Origin of the sequence: Sphingobacterium sp. UBA1897, from assembly GCF_002337775.1 — a bacterium.
Classification (GTDB): Bacteria; Bacteroidota; Bacteroidia; order Sphingobacteriales; family Sphingobacteriaceae; genus Sphingobacterium; species Sphingobacterium siyangense.
Genome location: NZ_DDGR01000003.1, coordinates 20,114 through 35,938, shown reverse-complemented (window position 1 = coordinate 35,938; position 15,825 = coordinate 20,114). Strand labels below are relative to the sequence as shown.

The window sequence follows — 15,825 nt, the reverse complement described above, 5'->3', positions numbered from 1 at the left end:
AGCAAATTGAGACAAATCAGCGCTATTTTGATCAGTCCTAGTAGAGCGTAATTCTCCTCCCTTAGGTATATTTGTGATGCAGCAATTCAATTTTTAAACCTTAACGTCATGTATAAAGTATCCCTGCTCTTTATAGGCATTGTAGCATTGGTCCTTAATGCCAATGGTCAAAATTCATCAACCCAATCTTTTCAGGCAACCCATCGGTATCTTAAAATTCCAATTAAAAATGGTGCTCCCAAACGTCATGTTGAGGTATGGCTGGGAAAAGATAAAGTAAGGTGGTTTGATGCCGAACTGGCTGATAGTACCTATGATTGGATAGCCTATCTTGATATAGGGAAGTGGAAGGGACAGCAGCTTAAGGTGGTGGCAAATACATCAGACAAAGAAATTCCTTTGTTTAATCCTATTGCACAGAGTGATACCGATGATAACGATAAGGTCTATGCTGAAGATCGGAGGGGACAATTTCATTTTTCGGCCAAGAGAGGTTGGTTGAACGATCCGAATGGTCTGGTCTTTTTTAATGGACAATATCACCTGTTTTTTCAACATAATCCCTATGGAACCAATTGGGGCAATATGCATTGGGGGCATGCCGTGTCCTCCGATCTGTTACATTGGAAGGAATTGGGAGAGGCTTTATATCCGGACGAATCTGGCGTGATGTTTAGCGGTGGAGCTGTAGTGGATAGTAACAATACCGCTGGTTTTGGAAAAAATGGTGTAACAAGCCCTATGATCCTGTTTTATACCGCTGCGGAAAAATCATGGGGGCAGGGTTTGGCATACAGCTTGGACGGTCAGAAATTTGAGAAAATGCCAAACCATATTTTGGATAAAATAACAGCAGGAAACCGAGATCCGAAGGTAATTTGGCATGGCCCCTCGAAGCAATGGGTTCTTGTACTTTATGTTGAAGAGGACCAGGAACAACACACGATGCAGATTTTTACCTCAAAGGATTTGAAAATGTGGACATTTGCGAGCAAAATAAAAGGCGGGCGGGGTAATGACCGTTATTTATTTGAGTGTCCCGAATTCTTTGAATTGGCGGTAGACGGTAACCCGAACAATAAAAAATGGGTTTTGACGGGGGCTAATAGCCAATATGCGATCGGAGAGTTTGATGGAAAATCTTTTCATCCTGAGATCGAGCGCCTGTTTAGTCAATATGGTCGTGATTATTATGCCGCGCAAACTTTTAGCAATGAACCGAAGAAGCGACGTATTGAAATCGGCTGGTGGCGCACACATACAAATCAAGGGAACTCCGCTTTTAATCAATCCATGAGTATTCCAATGGAACTCAAATTGAAAAGTACGGAAAAGGGTATTCGCCTTTTTCGGGAGCCGGTGACAGAATTGCAAAAATTAAGAAAAGAAAAACTCAGCATCAGCCGAAAGAAAATTAGTTCGAACGATTCAAGTTTGTTTCAGCAGTTCAACGCTGAAATTGCTGAATTGGATTTGGTCATCGATCCACAACAAGCCAAAAATATTCAGATCAATGTGAGGGGCTTGGCAATTAATTATAACGTTTCGACCGAAGAGCTCCTTGTTGATAATGTAAGGGCTCAGGTACCGCTGCGAAATAAAAAACTCGCATTGAAGTTGCTTGTCGATCGGACAGGACTCGAGCTTTTCGCACAAAATGGCGAAGTTTATATGCCTATAAATTATAATTTTGATCGGAATAATTTAACTTATCAGCTGGTAGCTTTTAATGGTGAAGCCGTATTGGAATCTGCTGACCTCTATACCCTTGACGGTATATGGATTAAATAACACTTTTATGATATAGCAATAATGGAGAGACTGTTTTTGTCAATTCGGTAGGATGATAAAAATAGTGCTGGAAGATTATATTTTTTTGGTCATTTAAAAAAAAAGGTTTTCAAACGGGGAGAATGAAAACCTTAAATAACCAATTATAAACCTAAATTATGATGATACAAAGGTAAGTGTATTTCCTACACTATGCAAATTTATTTTAAAAAATAATTTAATATTCTTTAAACAAGCTATAGGAAGTACCTATTTTTATAAGAGTAAACTGTCTTTTTTTACGAAAACGGACTGCTCTCTGCATGCTTTTGCACGCTTTGGCTTCGGGGACTTTAATTCGTGGACTTTAAAAAGCATCAGTTGTAGATAGTTCGCTATTTTAGAAGCATGGAAAATTTAGAAGTATGGATGCGTGGACCTATTGAAGGGATTCCCGCTCTTCTCCAACCTGTTGCTCATGCACTCTTGCAAGTTGATGAGGATATTTTAAAGTATACTAAGCAGCTGTCCTCAGCGCATCTCTGGACAAAACCGGGGGGCAATGCCAGTATAGGTTTTCACCTGCAACATATTCGTGGGGTGATCGATCGCATGTTTACTTATGCCGAAAATAAACCCTTGTCGGATGAGCAATTTGACGACCTCTATAAGGAAGGTATAGAAAATAGCGATGTGAGCGTAACAGCGCTTGTAGAAAACTTACACCGACAGATTCAGCAATCCGTGCAAAAACTAGCGTTAATTGATCCGGAAACCTTGACGGAAGTGCGTTTTTTGGGTAGAAAACGGATCCCTACGACCTTGATTGGTTTGTTGTTCCACGCTGCTGAGCATGCACAGCGCCATGTTGGCCAATTACTGGTAACGGCACGATGTATCAATTAAAAACAAACTATATTTTTGTCCGCTAGACGTTATGATTTTTGAACTTGTTGTAACTTTTCTCCCCATTTCCCAAGTTCTTGAATAATTGGTTTGAGTTCATAACCCAGCGCAGTCAGCTCATAGAGTACACGTGCCGGTACCTCTGCATATACAGTACGTTTTATAATGTTATCCTCTTCCAGCTTTCGCAATTGTAGGGTGAGCATACGCTCAGTGATACCAGGTAAACATTTTTTGATTTCAGAATAACGTAGTGCGCCATTGATGAGATAACAACAAATGGCTAGCGCCCATTGACCGCCAATCACATTAGCGGCAAAGACTTCGGGGCAATTACGCTCAAGTTGCTTTTTATTTGAAAAGTTAGTGGAACTCGTCTTGATTTTAGTCATACGCACATTTTTTATAGTACCTAACATTGGGTTACTGATAGGGCAAAATAAGAATTATGTCGCTACTTTTAAATCACAGTCATGTCGTTTATTAAAATTGCCGCAATGAATTGGCTAGACCTGGTGACTTGTGCATATATACATAAATAAAAATATGAAAACATTAATAGTCGTTATTCACCCTAATTTTGCCACCTCCATCGTGAATAAAAGTTGGGTTGAGGCATTGGAAAACCAATCCGATCGTTATGATATCCATCAGTTGCACCAAGTCTATGCGGATGGTAAAATTGATGTCGTGGCTGAACAGCAGATGATGGAGAAATATGATAAAATTGTATTTCAATTCCCCTTTTATTGGTTTAACTGTCCGCCTTTTTTTAAGCAGTGGTTGGATGAGGTGCTTACCTACGGGTGGGCTTACGGTAAAAAAAGTGGGTATAAACTGGAAGGAAAGAAAATCGCATTAGCGATTTCGGTTGGGATAGACGAGCAGGAGTATGGGGTTACGGGTAAGTATAAATATAGCATAGAGCAATTAACAAGTCCGTTTGAAATTACTTTTGACTATGTTAAAGCGAATTATCAAAAGCCTTTCGTCTTTTACGGAATAGAAAAAGAGTCATCCAAAGAATGGATAGCGCAAAGTGTTTCGCAGTATCTCAGTTTTTTGGAGCAGTTTTAGTCCATAAATATGAAGGCAAAATTATCGTTATTGGCGAATCCTTCAAAAAGATGTTTACCTAGAAAGCATCCTGAAAAGGATGCTTTCTCTTTTTGTTCTAGCGTGTTGTATAACCACCATTGGCAAATATTGTCTGCCCCGTTATCCACCAGCCATCGGTGACCAAAAACTCCACCAAGGGGGCAATGTCTTTTATGTCTGTTAGTCCGCCCAATGCTGATGCAGATTTGTGGTAGGCAACAGCATCCTCGCTTTCCTGTCCGTAGAAAAAAGGCGTATCCATTGGCCCCGGGGCCACAGCTGTAACCGAGATTCCTCGTTCACCAAATTCTTTTGATGCAGCTCTGGTAAAATGCTCTACTGGAGCCTTCAGTCCTTCATAAGTAGAGTATAATCCTGTATAGGCTGCCAATAATGAGGTTACAATAGTACAGATTTTGCCATTTGCATTCAGTTTTTTACCCGCTTCCCGAATAAAAAAATAGGCAACTTTTGAATTGATATCGCTCATGCTGTCATATTCTTCGACTGTGGTATCCACAATTGGCTTTTTCAAGACTTTACCAACGGTATTTATTGCAATATCTACACCACCAAACTGCTCAATAGCAACATCAAAAAGTTTCGTGATATGTTCAATTTTGGTCAGGTCAGCTTGGACTAATATTGCTTCTGCACCTGCGGATTTTACCGCTTCCAGTGTTTGGTCAGCGTCTGCTTTGGTGTTCTCACTGTTGTAATGGATTACCAGTTTTGCCCCTTTAGCTGCAAAATCCCGACTTAATAATCCACCAAGATTTTTTGCACCTCCAGCAATGAGGACAACTTTTCCTTTTACATCATTTCTTGCCATAATAATTTAAATTTTGATTATAGCAAATTTCACAAATGTTAAGGGCTCCGTTATGGTGAACTTTTCGCTTTTTGCAATTGACGAAATTGTGAAGGGGACATGCCCTCATATTTTTTGAAAAATTTGGTGAAGTTGGAAGGGTCATAGGTCAGCCTTTGTGCGATCTCCGATATGGTTAACTCGTTATTAGCGAGTAGGCTCTTGGTGCAGGTCAATATTTTTTGTACATAAAAATGACAAGGGTGATTCCCTGACGTTTCCTGTATTATCTTGATGAGATGCTTTTGTGAGATACAAAGTATGTTTGCGATGTCCTGAAGCTCCAGCATTTCTATACTGACTCCGCTGATCAATTCCGCCAGATGACGATCCAGTAACTCAAAATATTTTATCGTAATTTCTTCACGTCTTTTCTTATTGGGAGGCAATACTGTATTCATCTTAATCTTTTTCGAGTTGTTAGGTTAAATATAACCAATTTGGACTATACGAAATAGTTTATCCAAAATAGATTCGTGTTGATTGGATGTATGTCTAAAAATTAGCTTAGAGGATTTATGGAGAAGGGGGCTGTGGATTACCGGACGATTAAATTGTAAATTCGTATACTTGTAGAATTCCGGGAGGAATTCGCAATTTTTATAATCCCGCATAAAAATAAACAGCGTATAATATGCAGATACTTTTAGTAGAGGACGATCGCCGGATTAGCAGCTTTGTGGTGAAAGGTCTGGAAGAAATGGGGCATCAGGTCATTTTAGTTGAATCTGCGGAATCTGCACGTGAATGGATCAATGCAGATTCTTTGGATATTATTGTACTTGATATCATGTTGCCCGGAATTGATGGTATCCAGTTTACGAAGATGGTCAGGTATCGAAAAAATCATATTCCGATATTGATTTTGAGTGCTTTAGGGGAGATTGAAGATAAGGTCGAGGCCTTGGAAAGTGGTGCCGATGACTATCTCGTCAAGCCGTTTTCCTTTAAGGAATTGGTGAGCCGTATCAAAGCCCTGGTACGTCGGGACAATTATAAAAACGTGCCAAAGGACAGTAGCGTAGAAATTCGTGATTTAAAAGTGGATCTTGAACGTTATGAAGTTCATAAGAATGGTAAAAATGTCGATCTCTCTCCCAAAGAATTTAAACTATTTAAGTATCTGATCGAAAATCGGAATAAAACGCTTTCACGGACTGCAATCTTGCAGGCCGTTTGGGGAATCGATTTTGATAACAGCACCAATGTCGTCGATGTGTACGTTTCTTATCTAAGAGGCAAGGTTGATGAAGGGAGCGATACCTCCATTATCAAAACGGTGAAAGGAGTCGGTTATATGCTTACAACGGACTGACAATGAATTTAAAAATTCGGCTTACACTCTTTTCTACGCTGGTATTCACCATTATTTTTGGGCTTGCAACGCTAGTCATCTACTGGATATTTTATAATTCCTCGGAACGACATCTGATCAGTTCCCTCGAAAAAAATGCGAAAATAGCTGGTATATATTACCTCGAGGCAGATGAGCAGAGCCCACTAAAGCATTTGGAATCTAAAAATCAATATGAAAGCTTGGTTAAACGTGCCATGGTAGCAGTTTATAACGCCGAAGGAAAAGTAAGTTATGGCGGTATGCGTTTTGATAGTCAAATTAATAAGGATTTGCTGAGCCAGCTGAAATCAGACAAAACGATTTATTTTAAAACAGAAGATAGCTTTTATTTTGGTTTGTATTATCCAGATAATCAGGGTGACTTCTTTGTGTTTGTCAAAGAATCGAGCGCAGATTTTGATCATCAGTTGAATCGTTTGCTCATTACGCTTGTCTTTGTTTTTCTCGTTGCATTGATCAGTATTGCCTTGTTGTCGGTTTGGCTGAGTAAATATGCTTATCTCCCCATTCGTAAAGTGATCCAAGAAATTCAGCATAAGGATTTAAGCACGATTCAGGAGCCCCTGACGACTATAAAAACGAAGGACGAACTACAAGATCTTATTGAAAGTTATAATGCGCTCCTACGTCGGATCAGCGAAAATATGATTATTAGAAAGAACTTTGTCAGCTATGTTTCACACGAGTTTCGAACACCTTTGGCGGGAATCCTGGGCTCAATGGAGGTCTTCGGTACAAAGGTCAGAAGTGAAGAAGAATATCATGAATTGGCCGAAACCATTACTGAGCATGTGAATTTTCTGAATCAGCTTATTGGTAATTTTCTATTGCTGACCGAAGATCAGGCCCTGAAACGTTCATTGGAAACCTTTCGCATAGACGAGATCGTATGGGATCTTGTTCCTAAGTTTTCTAGATCATTTGCCGTGCCCTTGAAAGTCGATATACAGGTCGATGAACCGCGATACTTTAATTTTCGGGGCAATAAGATGCTCGTCAGTTTGTCTATTTCCAATTTAATCGAAAATGCACTGAAATATGCAAATGGGCAGGAAGTTCTTGTCCGAATGACAGGTGTAAATGGCAGGCTGTCTTTGCAGATCATAGACCATGGTATTGGTATCCCACAAGCCGAACTGGAGTCTGTGAAACAGACTTTTTATCGAGGATCAAATGTTGGTAAAGTTAAGGGCAGCGGCATCGGTCTCTCTTTTGCGCAGATTGTATTTAAGGATCAAGGGGTAGACTTTGATATTCGTTCAAATGATCTAGGTACAACGGTATCCCTATTATTTCCCCAGTTCTAATCATTTTCTAATCCCTTCTAATCAAACTTTAATTTAACCTAAAGTTGCCTGTAATTCCTGTCATTTAGTTTTGTGGAAATTCAAAATTAAGTGAGAAAACTACGTATTACAATATTTTTACTTCTTGGCCTGAATAGCAAGCTATTTTCGCAGGAGGCGGTTGAAAACCGTTTGCGAAAGGCGGAGATCGAGCAGGTATTCCTTGCCCATAACCTGACCTTAATGGCGCAGCGTTTTCATATGCAACAAGCTGAAGCTGCCGTGCTTCAGGCAAAGTTGTGGCCCAATCCAACGATTTCCATCTCTGAAGTCAATCTTTGGAAAAACCCTTCCAGCGAATCCTTTCCGGCGCTGATCGGAAATTACGGTAAGTACCAGCAGGTGGCGATCGAACTGGAACAGACCATCGAAATGGCCGGCAAACGAAAAAAAAGGGTGCAATTGCAGCTTCTCGAAAAAGAAAATGTCCGGCTTCAATTTGAGGAATTGCTGCGGAACTTAAAATACGATCTCCGGAGCCAATGTCTCGAATTGCAGATCCTGCAGGAGAAAGAACGGTTATATGGCAATCAGGTCAATATCTTTCAGACGTTGGCACAATCCTATCAAAATCAGTGGAAAGAAGGCAATGTAAGTGAGATGGACTATCTCAGGATTCAAAGCGAGTCTATCGCATTTGGTAACAAACTGAATGAAATCCAACAGGAAAAAATTACAAAAATGAATGAAGTTGCGCGCTATCTCGGAGACAAAGGGACTGCACTCACTATATCAGATACGATCGGCATACCACATTTTCTCCAGGGAAAAAAACAAGAATGGAAAATGATGGCGCTCGACAATCGCAGCGACTATAAGATCATCCATAACGAATTGAAGAAAAGTGATGCTCAGCTGAAAATAGAAAAGGCCGAACGTATACCAGATTTGCAGGTCTCCATCAATTACGACCGTGGCGGAAATATCATGCGCGATTTTATAGGGCTGGGGGTTGCTATGGACCTTCCTCTGTTTAACCGGAACCAGGGGAATATCAAAATCGCTAAACTGGAGCTTGAGAAAAATAAAGTGGAAATCGAGCAATTTCGTATCGACATCGAACGGGAGATCGACTTCCTTTCGGAGCGGCTCAGCAACCTTGAAACGAGTTTGAAGACAACGGATATGGGCTTTGATGGTAAATTGGATGTAGCGCTAGAACGCTATGTGCGCAATTTCCAACAACGGAGACTGACCATCGTTGAATTTATAGATTTTATCAATAATTATATGGAAAACAAAGAATCAATATTGGAACGCAGGGCGAAATATCTTCAGTATAAGGAGGAACTGATGTACTTGATCGGAAAGGATATTGTCTCATGAAAAGTAATTTTTTAACGCCATTTACACTGCTGTCTATTTGTTTAGTGTGGAGCTGTCAGCCGGCGAAAAATGAAGAGCAGCCTATTCCTGCTGCTAAAGGCTTTTGTCTTAGCACCGATTTTAAAAACCAAATTAAAATTGATTCGATACAGAAGCGAACGGTATTTGAACAGATCGCTTTAAATGGGGTCATTCAATACGATCAGGATGAACTTGCAGCGCTAAAGAGCCCTATACCCGGTATCGTGCAGTCTGTTTCGGTCAAGATGGGCGATTATGTAGAAAAAGGACAGATTCTGGTATCGCTTAAAGGGACCTCGGTCAATGATTTAGGAAAGGAGCTGCGGGAACTGGAAAATAGCAAGCGGCTGACGGAGAGTAAATTGCTTAGCCTGCGTAGCCTGCTGAAAGATGGTATGGCTTCCCAGCGGGAGCTGGAAGAGATGGAAAGTGAATTGAAAGCCGTGCAGATTGGAATCCGCCATGTGAAAGCGAATATGAGTTTGCTGAATGGCTCCTCGGAAAACGGTGTGTTTTACATCCGTGCACCCAAAGCTGGCTATATCGTAGATAAAAAGGTGAGTCCCGGTATGACTGTTGGCGATGACGCCGATTTGCTGTCTGTCAGTAAGCTGAATGAGGTGTGGGTTTCGGTCAATATCTATGCAAATAATTTACCTTTTGTCAAAAACGGGGCTCCTGTCAAGATCACTACACTGGCTTATAAAGGTGAAACTTTTGACGGTTATATTGATCAGGTCGCCAACTTCTTTGATCCGGAAGAACGTGTGGTCAAAGCGCGCGTAAAGTTGTTGAACAAAGACCTGAGATTGAAGCCAGGCATGAGCGTGGATGTGCTGGTCGAAAAGGCCGTTTCGGGACAGGAAGAGCGTATGCTGGCAATTCCGAAAGATGCTATTATCCTCCATAACAATCAGAATTTCGTTGTACACTATAAAAATGACTGCGACCTGTCGGTTAAAGCTGTTGATATTGCCGCTGAGAATGAAACATACGCTTTTGTCAAATCTGGTGTGGCCGAGGGGGATCAGGTGCTGACCGAGAATGAGCTGATTGTATTTGATGAACTGATAAATAGATAGATGAAGAAAGTTGTACAAAATATTGTTTCATTCTCATTGAAACATTCCTTGGTCGTACTGTTTTTTACGCTAGCATTATTGTTCGGCGGGATATATGCCTACCTCCATACACCGATTGAGGCTTTCCCCGATGTGACCAACACACGGGTTAGGATTATCACACAGTGGCCCGGGCGCAGTGCTGAAGAAATAGAAAAGTTCGTTACACTGCCTGTTACCAAAGAAATGAATACCATTCCAAAGAAGACGGATGTTCGTTCCATCTCCTTGTTTGGGTTATCTGTTGTAACGATTCAATTTGAGGATGGGGTAGCGGATTTTTATGCCCAACAGTATGCGGGTAATAAGATGCGTTCCATTGAGTTACCGGAAGGTGCTGAGAGTTCAATCGAACCACCATCTGGTGCTACCGGAGAAATTTTTCGCTATGTGGTGAAAAGTAATCTTCCGATCAAGGAAGTCTCCGCCATCCAGGATTGGGTGATTGAACGGGAGCTTGTCGGTGTGCCCGGCGTGGCGGATGTCGTCAGCTTTGGGGGGGAGGAAAAGATCTATGAAATAAAGATCAATCCAACAGAGTTGGCCAATTATAACCTGTCGCCACTGGATGTTTATGAAGCCGTATCACGTTCGAATATCAATGTCGGTGGCGATGTGATCCAAAAAGGAAATCAGGCTTATGTTGTACGTGGGGTAGGCCTATTGGATAAGATTGACGATATCGGTAATATTTTGATCAAGGTGGTCGGCAATACACCGATTTTAGTCAAGCATGTTGCAGAAATAGAATTAGGCGCAAAACCGCGACTCGGACAGGTGGGACTCAACCAGGAAGATGATCTTGTCCAGGGAATCGTCATTATGCTCAGGGGAGAAAATCCATCTGCAGTTGTGACAAAGTTAAAAGAAAAAATAGTGGAGCTGAACCAACGTATTTTACCTGCAAATGTCAAGATTGAACCCGTTATTGATCGCACAAAACTGGTGAATAATACCGTGCATACGGTTTCCAAAAACCTGATAGAGGGGGTTCTTCTGGTTTCGATTATTGTCTTTATCTTTTTGAACAACTGGAAGACAACCTTTATCGTTGCATCGGTGATCCCATTGGCCTTCCTATTTGCGATTATTTGTTTGAAAATACAGGGGCTCCCTGCAAATTTGATTTCCATGGGGGCATTGGACTTTGGATTGTTGCTCGAAGGAACGCTGGTCATCGTGGAGACTGTTTTTGTCTCCTTGGAAAAAGAGGCTCATCGGCTCGGGACGGAACGCTTTAATAAAATCTCCAAACTAGGGATCATTAAGAAAGGTGCCGGCTCTGTAGCAGGCTATATCTTTTTTGCCCTATTGATCTTGATTGTCGCATTGACGCCGATTTTCTCTTTTCAAAAGGTGGAAGGAAAGATGTTCTCACCATTGGCCTTTACGCTCGGCTATGCCTTGTTGGGGTCCTTGATCCTGAGTTTGACCTATGTGCCCGCGATGTGTAAATACTTATTGAAAAAGAATATCAAAGAAGATGAGAATAAGATCACTAAGGTCAGCCGCAATGCCATTTTTAAAGGTTTTAGGAAAGCTTTCGACCATCCAAAATGGACATTGTCGATTTTTATTGCTGCTTTGCTCGTCTGTATTTTTCGGTTTAGCCATTATGGCTCAGAGTTTCTTCCGAAACTGAATGAAGGTGCAATTTATGTCCGCGCAACCTTACCCAATAGTGTCAACCTGGAGGAATCTGTGAAGCTGACCAAAACCATGAAAGCAAAATTGATGAAGCAGTTTGACGAGATTGATTTTATCATGACGCAAACAGGCCGCCCCAATGATGGTACAGATCCAACCGGTTTTTTCAATATTGAATTCAATATTGAATTGAAGCCCGAAGGTGAGTGGAAAAGAAAACTGTCAAAAGAGAAATTGATTGGTCAGATGCGGGATAGTCTACAGACTTTTCCGGGAATAAATTTTGGTTTTAGCCAGCCGATCCAGGATAATGTAGAGGAGTATGTAGCCGGAGTAAAAAGTCCGCTGGTAATCAAAATTTTTGGTGAGAATTTACAAGATTTAGAAAATAAAGCCAATAAGTTTGCCGAATCACTTAAAAAGGTGAACGGTATTACGGACATCAATGTTTTCAAAAATATCGGTTTGCCTGAACTAAGGATTCAGCTGCATGATTCGAAAATGGCCAAATATGGTGTTTCGACCAAGGATGTGCAATCTGTGATCGAAATGACTATTGGCGGGCAATCTGTGACACATTTCTATGAAAACGAGCGCATCTTTGATGTACGTCTCCGCTTCCAAAAATCGTATCGTGACAATCCTGAGAAGATCGGAAATATCATCATTCCCACGATGAATGATCAAAAAGTACCACTGCGGGAGATCGCAACAATAGATTATCATACCGGTCCGGCATTTATTTACAGAGAGGGCAATTCCCGTTATATCGGTGTTGGCTTCAACATTGAAGGGCGGGATTTGGGAAGTACAATTGCCGATGCAAAAAAACAGATAGAAAAAGATATTAAACTGCCCAAATCTTATAAGGTCGTGTGGGCCGGAGAATTCGAAAGCAAGGAACGGGCTACAAAACAGCTGATGAATGTTGTGCCAATTTCTCTTATTTTGATTTTACTCTTGTTGTATGCCAATTTTGGCAACGTCAAAGATACGTTGATTTCTTCGCTGACACTGGCATTTGCATTTATAGGCGGTTTTGTATCGCTGTGGGTTACTGGGACGACATTTGGAATTTCGGCAGGTATCGGATTTATTATTCTCTTTGGTGTAGCCACGATTGACGGCATTGTTTTAATAGGGATAATGAAAGAAAATCTGTTGAATAAAATGAGCTTGAAACCCGCTATTTATGAAGCTGTAAAAAGCCGGATCAGACCCATCCTAATGATTGCGTTAATGGGGGCAATGGGGTTATTGCCGGCCGCACTTTCAAACGGAATGGGATCTGAAATCCAAAAACCCTTGGCTATTATGATTGTCGGCGGATTGATTATTTGTATGATTCTATCGTTTTCCGTACTGCCAATTGTTTTTTACTTCTCTTATAAAAAGGAGAACCGCGATTAGTTACCCATTTTTAATTATTATATACGATACAAAGGTTGCCTGTCAGACAGTGCAACCTTTGTTATTTCTAATCTGCAGCTATACATTCCATAATAGCTGTCAAAATTTTACGCCGATAAACATGTATATATATCTATATATATCTTTTACATGCTATTTTTTGTAAATCTTGTTATAAATGTTGAACTTACATTTAAGTTACTGAAGTCAAATTTCAACTTTAAAGGCACTAATCTGAAGTTTTGCTGAAATAAGTTATAAATCTGTATTTAAAATTAGAAAGCCATTCTTCCGCCTCTTCATGAGTTGTATTTACTAGAAAAGGTCAATATTAGGTCAGTGTTGATTAATTCATAAGAAGATTGACCTCGCTATTCCAAATAGATTTGTGATAAAGAAATATTAAAATAATACGCTATGGCACAATTTAAATGGGAAGGAATTTATCCTGCAATGTTATCACCATTTGATGAAAATGGAAATTTGGATTTTGATATGTTTGGTAAAAACATTGAAGCACAATTGGATGGAGGTGTTCACGGTTTGATTATCGCTGGATCATTGGGTGAAGCAAGTGTTTTGAGTACGGAAGAAAAGTATGATTTATTGACATATGCGTTGAAGGTTGTCGCTGGGCGTGTACCGGTGTTGTTGAATATTGCAGAAAATACAACTGCTGCAGCGATCAAAGTGGCTCAAACGAGTGAAGAATTGGGCGCAGACGGTTTGATGTTATTGCCACCGATGCGCTATAGAGCTGATGATAGAGAAGCCGTCGCTTATTTTCGTGCTGTTGCACAAAGCACCAAATTGCCAATCTTAATCTATAACAACCCTGTTGACTATAGTACTTATGTATCGCTTGATATGTTTGAGGAACTCTTATTGGAACCAAATATTCAGGCAGTGAAAGAGTCTACACGAGATTTAACAAATATCACGCGTTTGAAAAATCGTTTTGGTGATCGATTAAAGATTATGGCTGGCGTAGATACGTTGGGGCTTGAGTCTTTGATGTTAGGGGCTGACGGTTTAGTTGCTGGACTGGTCGACGCATTTCCAAGAGAAACCGTGGCCATGTATGATCTTGTAAAGGCTGGCGAGTACAGCAAAGCAGTAGAAATATACCGTTGGTTTATGCCTTTATTGGAATTGGATATTCATCCTAAATTGGTCCAATATATTAAATTGGCAGCCACAGCAGAAGGAATTTCAACACCTTATACACGCGCTCCCAGATTGCCATTGATCGGCGAGGAAGAACAACGCGTTAAAAAAATTATTGCAGATTCAATCGCAACTAGACCACAATTATAGGAATGCTTCTGAACTTTCTGGACGAAGGTTCAGAAAATTTCCTTTTTAGGGCTGGGTAAAAATAGGCGAAAAGGACCTTCTTATATATTTAATGCCGCAAGGAATGAAGATATCGGGAAGGTTTTTATTGATTTTTGAAGATAGATACTTACAATAAAAACAAAAGGAATGGATAGAAACGAAAATGAGATTGATTACGTCGTAAAACAGGCGGAGGCTGGGTTTCAGTTTCTTCAAAAAACTGATGTAATTGACAGGGCGGAATTGATGTATGCCATTGCCGCTGAAATTGAGGCATTGGGAGACGTCCTGATTGAAACGGCCCATCTGGAAACGGCCCTTCCTTTGGGAAGACTGCAAGGTGAAAAAGCGAGAACGGTCAATCAATGGCGTCGATATGCCGATGCTGTGCGAACTGGTTTATACAGTGAAGCACGCATTGATCGAGACCCAAATGGCCAATTTGATTTACGGAAGTATAATAAAGGGCTTGGTCCTGTTGTGGTTTTTGGCGCAAGTAATTTCCCTTTCGCTTTTTCAACAGCAGGTGGGGATACAGCAAGTGCCATTGGTGCGGGCTGTTCAGTTATCGTAAAAGCGCATCCCGCTCATCTTAAAACCTCACAATTAATGGCTGACGCTATTGATCGGGCGATTTCAAAACAAGGAGCTCCAACTGGCGTTTTTAATCATGTGCTGTCGGATTCATTTGCTGCTGGACAACAATTGGTCCGCCACAGATTCGTAAAAGCAGTCGCATTTACAGGTTCTTTCCGTGGTGGGAAAGCTTTATTTGACCTGGGGCAGTCAAGACCTGATCCTATTCCGGTATTTGCCGAAATGGGGAGCGTAAATCCGGTTTTTCTTTTACCGGACTACTTAGCTAGCAATCTGGAACCTTTTGCTAAGCAGTATATTGCCTCATTGCTTTTAGGTGTTGGTCAATTTTGTACCAATCCAGGTGTTCTTGTAAGTGTCGGCGGCGAACAGCTAGATCTTCTTAAAGCGGCGTTGAAGAAAGAACTTCAAGCTGCCGCGACCGGCAAAATGCTGCACGCAGGAATATTGGAGAGCTACAACCGTTTAAAAGGGGAAATGGTTCAATACGATGGTGTCAGTATATTGGAAGAAGGGCAGGATAATACAGGGCAAGATTTTGCGCAGGCCCTGCTTGCTGAGGCGGAAGCAAGCCAAGTTTTGGCTAATCCTAAGTTATTGGAAGAGGTTTTTGGACCTTTTGGGCTAATTATATCTTGTGCGGACCTCAATGAAATGAAAAATGTAATGGAGCAGCTCGAAGGACAGATTACCATCACTTTTGCGGCATCGGCGCAGGATATCCGCGAATGCCAGGCACTCTTTTCAATTGCACAGGACAAATGCGGAAGGCTTTTGTTTCAGGGTATGCCAACAGGGGTTGAAGTACAGTATGCTATGCAGCATGGCGGACCTTATCCGGCAACCACAGATGCGCGTTTCACTTCTGTAGGGCCCGACGCAGTAAAGCGTTTTATTCGCCCCATTAGTTTTCAAAATTGGCCAAATGAATTTTTGCCTAAAGAACTGCAGGACGGAAACCCACTACAAATTGACCGTTTGGTCAACCAGCAATGGACTAAAGCATGATAGAAACAA

General features: G+C 41.1%; 13 protein-coding genes. 10 read left to right on the top strand and 3 right to left on the bottom strand.

The genetic code is table 11. From position 1 onward, the window contains the following. Positions 1–108: 108 nt before the first annotated feature. Both B4N43_RS02110 and B4N43_RS02105 read left to right on the top strand, forming a co-directional pair. On the top strand, positions 109–1,791 hold the full coding sequence (locus B4N43_RS02110) for a glycoside hydrolase family 32 protein (protein WP_286732496.1): 1,683 nt from the start codon (positions 109–111) through the stop codon (positions 1,789–1,791). Positions 1,792–2,178: 387 nt separating this feature from the next. Further along, a complete protein-coding gene (locus B4N43_RS02105) occupies positions 2,179–2,676 on the top strand; it encodes a DinB family protein (protein WP_248933343.1) in 498 nt (165 codons plus the stop codon). Between the two features lie 29 nt (positions 2,677–2,705). Here the strand turns inward: B4N43_RS02105 and B4N43_RS02100 are convergent, their stop codons facing one another. Next, complete coding sequence (locus tag B4N43_RS02100; protein WP_075994710.1) at positions 2,706–3,068, bottom strand: winged helix-turn-helix transcriptional regulator; 363 nt, start codon at positions 3,066–3,068, stop codon at positions 2,706–2,708. Between the two features lie 154 nt (positions 3,069–3,222). On the opposite strand from B4N43_RS02100, the gene B4N43_RS02095 reads away from it, so the two are divergent. Continuing rightward, positions 3,223–3,753, top strand: coding sequence for an NAD(P)H-dependent oxidoreductase (locus tag B4N43_RS02095; protein ID WP_286732494.1), 531 nt, complete (start codon positions 3,223–3,225; stop codon positions 3,751–3,753). A 97-nt stretch (positions 3,754–3,850) separates the two neighbouring features. Here the strand turns inward: B4N43_RS02095 and B4N43_RS02090 are convergent, their stop codons facing one another. Both B4N43_RS02090 and B4N43_RS02085 read right to left on the bottom strand, forming a co-directional pair. Beyond that, positions 3,851–4,606, bottom strand: a complete 756-nt coding sequence (locus B4N43_RS02090; RefSeq protein ID WP_075991849.1) for an SDR family oxidoreductase — start codon at positions 4,604–4,606, stop codon at positions 3,851–3,853. A gap of 50 nt (positions 4,607–4,656) precedes the next feature. Continuing rightward, positions 4,657–5,046: a helix-turn-helix domain-containing protein gene (locus B4N43_RS02085; protein WP_075991850.1), complete on the bottom strand. Its 390-nt coding sequence runs from the start codon at positions 5,044–5,046 to the stop codon at positions 4,657–4,659. A 233-nt stretch (positions 5,047–5,279) separates the two neighbouring features. Here B4N43_RS02085 and B4N43_RS02080 point away from each other — a divergent pair, with 233 nt between their 5' ends. The 7 genes from B4N43_RS02080 to B4N43_RS02050 all read left to right on the top strand — a co-directional run bounded on the left by B4N43_RS02080 (position 5,280) and on the right by B4N43_RS02050 (position 15,816). Beyond that, positions 5,280–5,960: a response regulator transcription factor gene (locus B4N43_RS02080; protein WP_075991851.1), complete on the top strand. Its 681-nt coding sequence runs from the start codon at positions 5,280–5,282 to the stop codon at positions 5,958–5,960. A 2-nt stretch (positions 5,961–5,962) separates the two neighbouring features. Next, on the top strand, positions 5,963–7,309 hold the full coding sequence (locus B4N43_RS02075) for a sensor histidine kinase (RefSeq protein ID WP_075991852.1): 1,347 nt from the start codon (positions 5,963–5,965) through the stop codon (positions 7,307–7,309). 90 nt (positions 7,310–7,399) lie between these two features. Continuing rightward, positions 7,400–8,674: a TolC family protein gene (locus B4N43_RS02070; RefSeq protein WP_286732490.1), complete on the top strand. Its 1,275-nt coding sequence runs from the start codon at positions 7,400–7,402 to the stop codon at positions 8,672–8,674. Continuing rightward, a complete protein-coding gene (locus B4N43_RS02065; protein WP_286732488.1) occupies positions 8,671–9,777 on the top strand; it encodes an efflux RND transporter periplasmic adaptor subunit in 1,107 nt (368 codons plus the stop codon). Before B4N43_RS02070 ends, B4N43_RS02065 begins: the two co-directional genes overlap by 4 nt. Continuing rightward, positions 9,778–12,873 carry an efflux RND transporter permease subunit gene (locus B4N43_RS02060; RefSeq protein WP_286732487.1) on the top strand — a complete coding sequence of 1,032 codons (3,096 nt, stop codon included), beginning with the start codon at positions 9,778–9,780 and terminating at the stop codon, positions 12,871–12,873. It begins immediately after the preceding gene. Positions 12,874–13,290: 417 nt separating this feature from the next. Further along, a complete protein-coding gene (locus tag B4N43_RS02055; RefSeq protein WP_075991855.1) occupies positions 13,291–14,190 on the top strand; it encodes a dihydrodipicolinate synthase family protein in 900 nt (299 codons plus the stop codon). Positions 14,191–14,358: 168 nt separating this feature from the next. After that, the gene (locus B4N43_RS02050; protein ID WP_286732485.1) at positions 14,359–15,816 is read left to right on the top strand and encodes an aldehyde dehydrogenase (NADP(+)); all 1,458 of its coding nucleotides are present in this window, start codon (positions 14,359–14,361) and stop codon (positions 15,814–15,816) included. Positions 15,817–15,825: the final 9 nt, after the last annotated feature.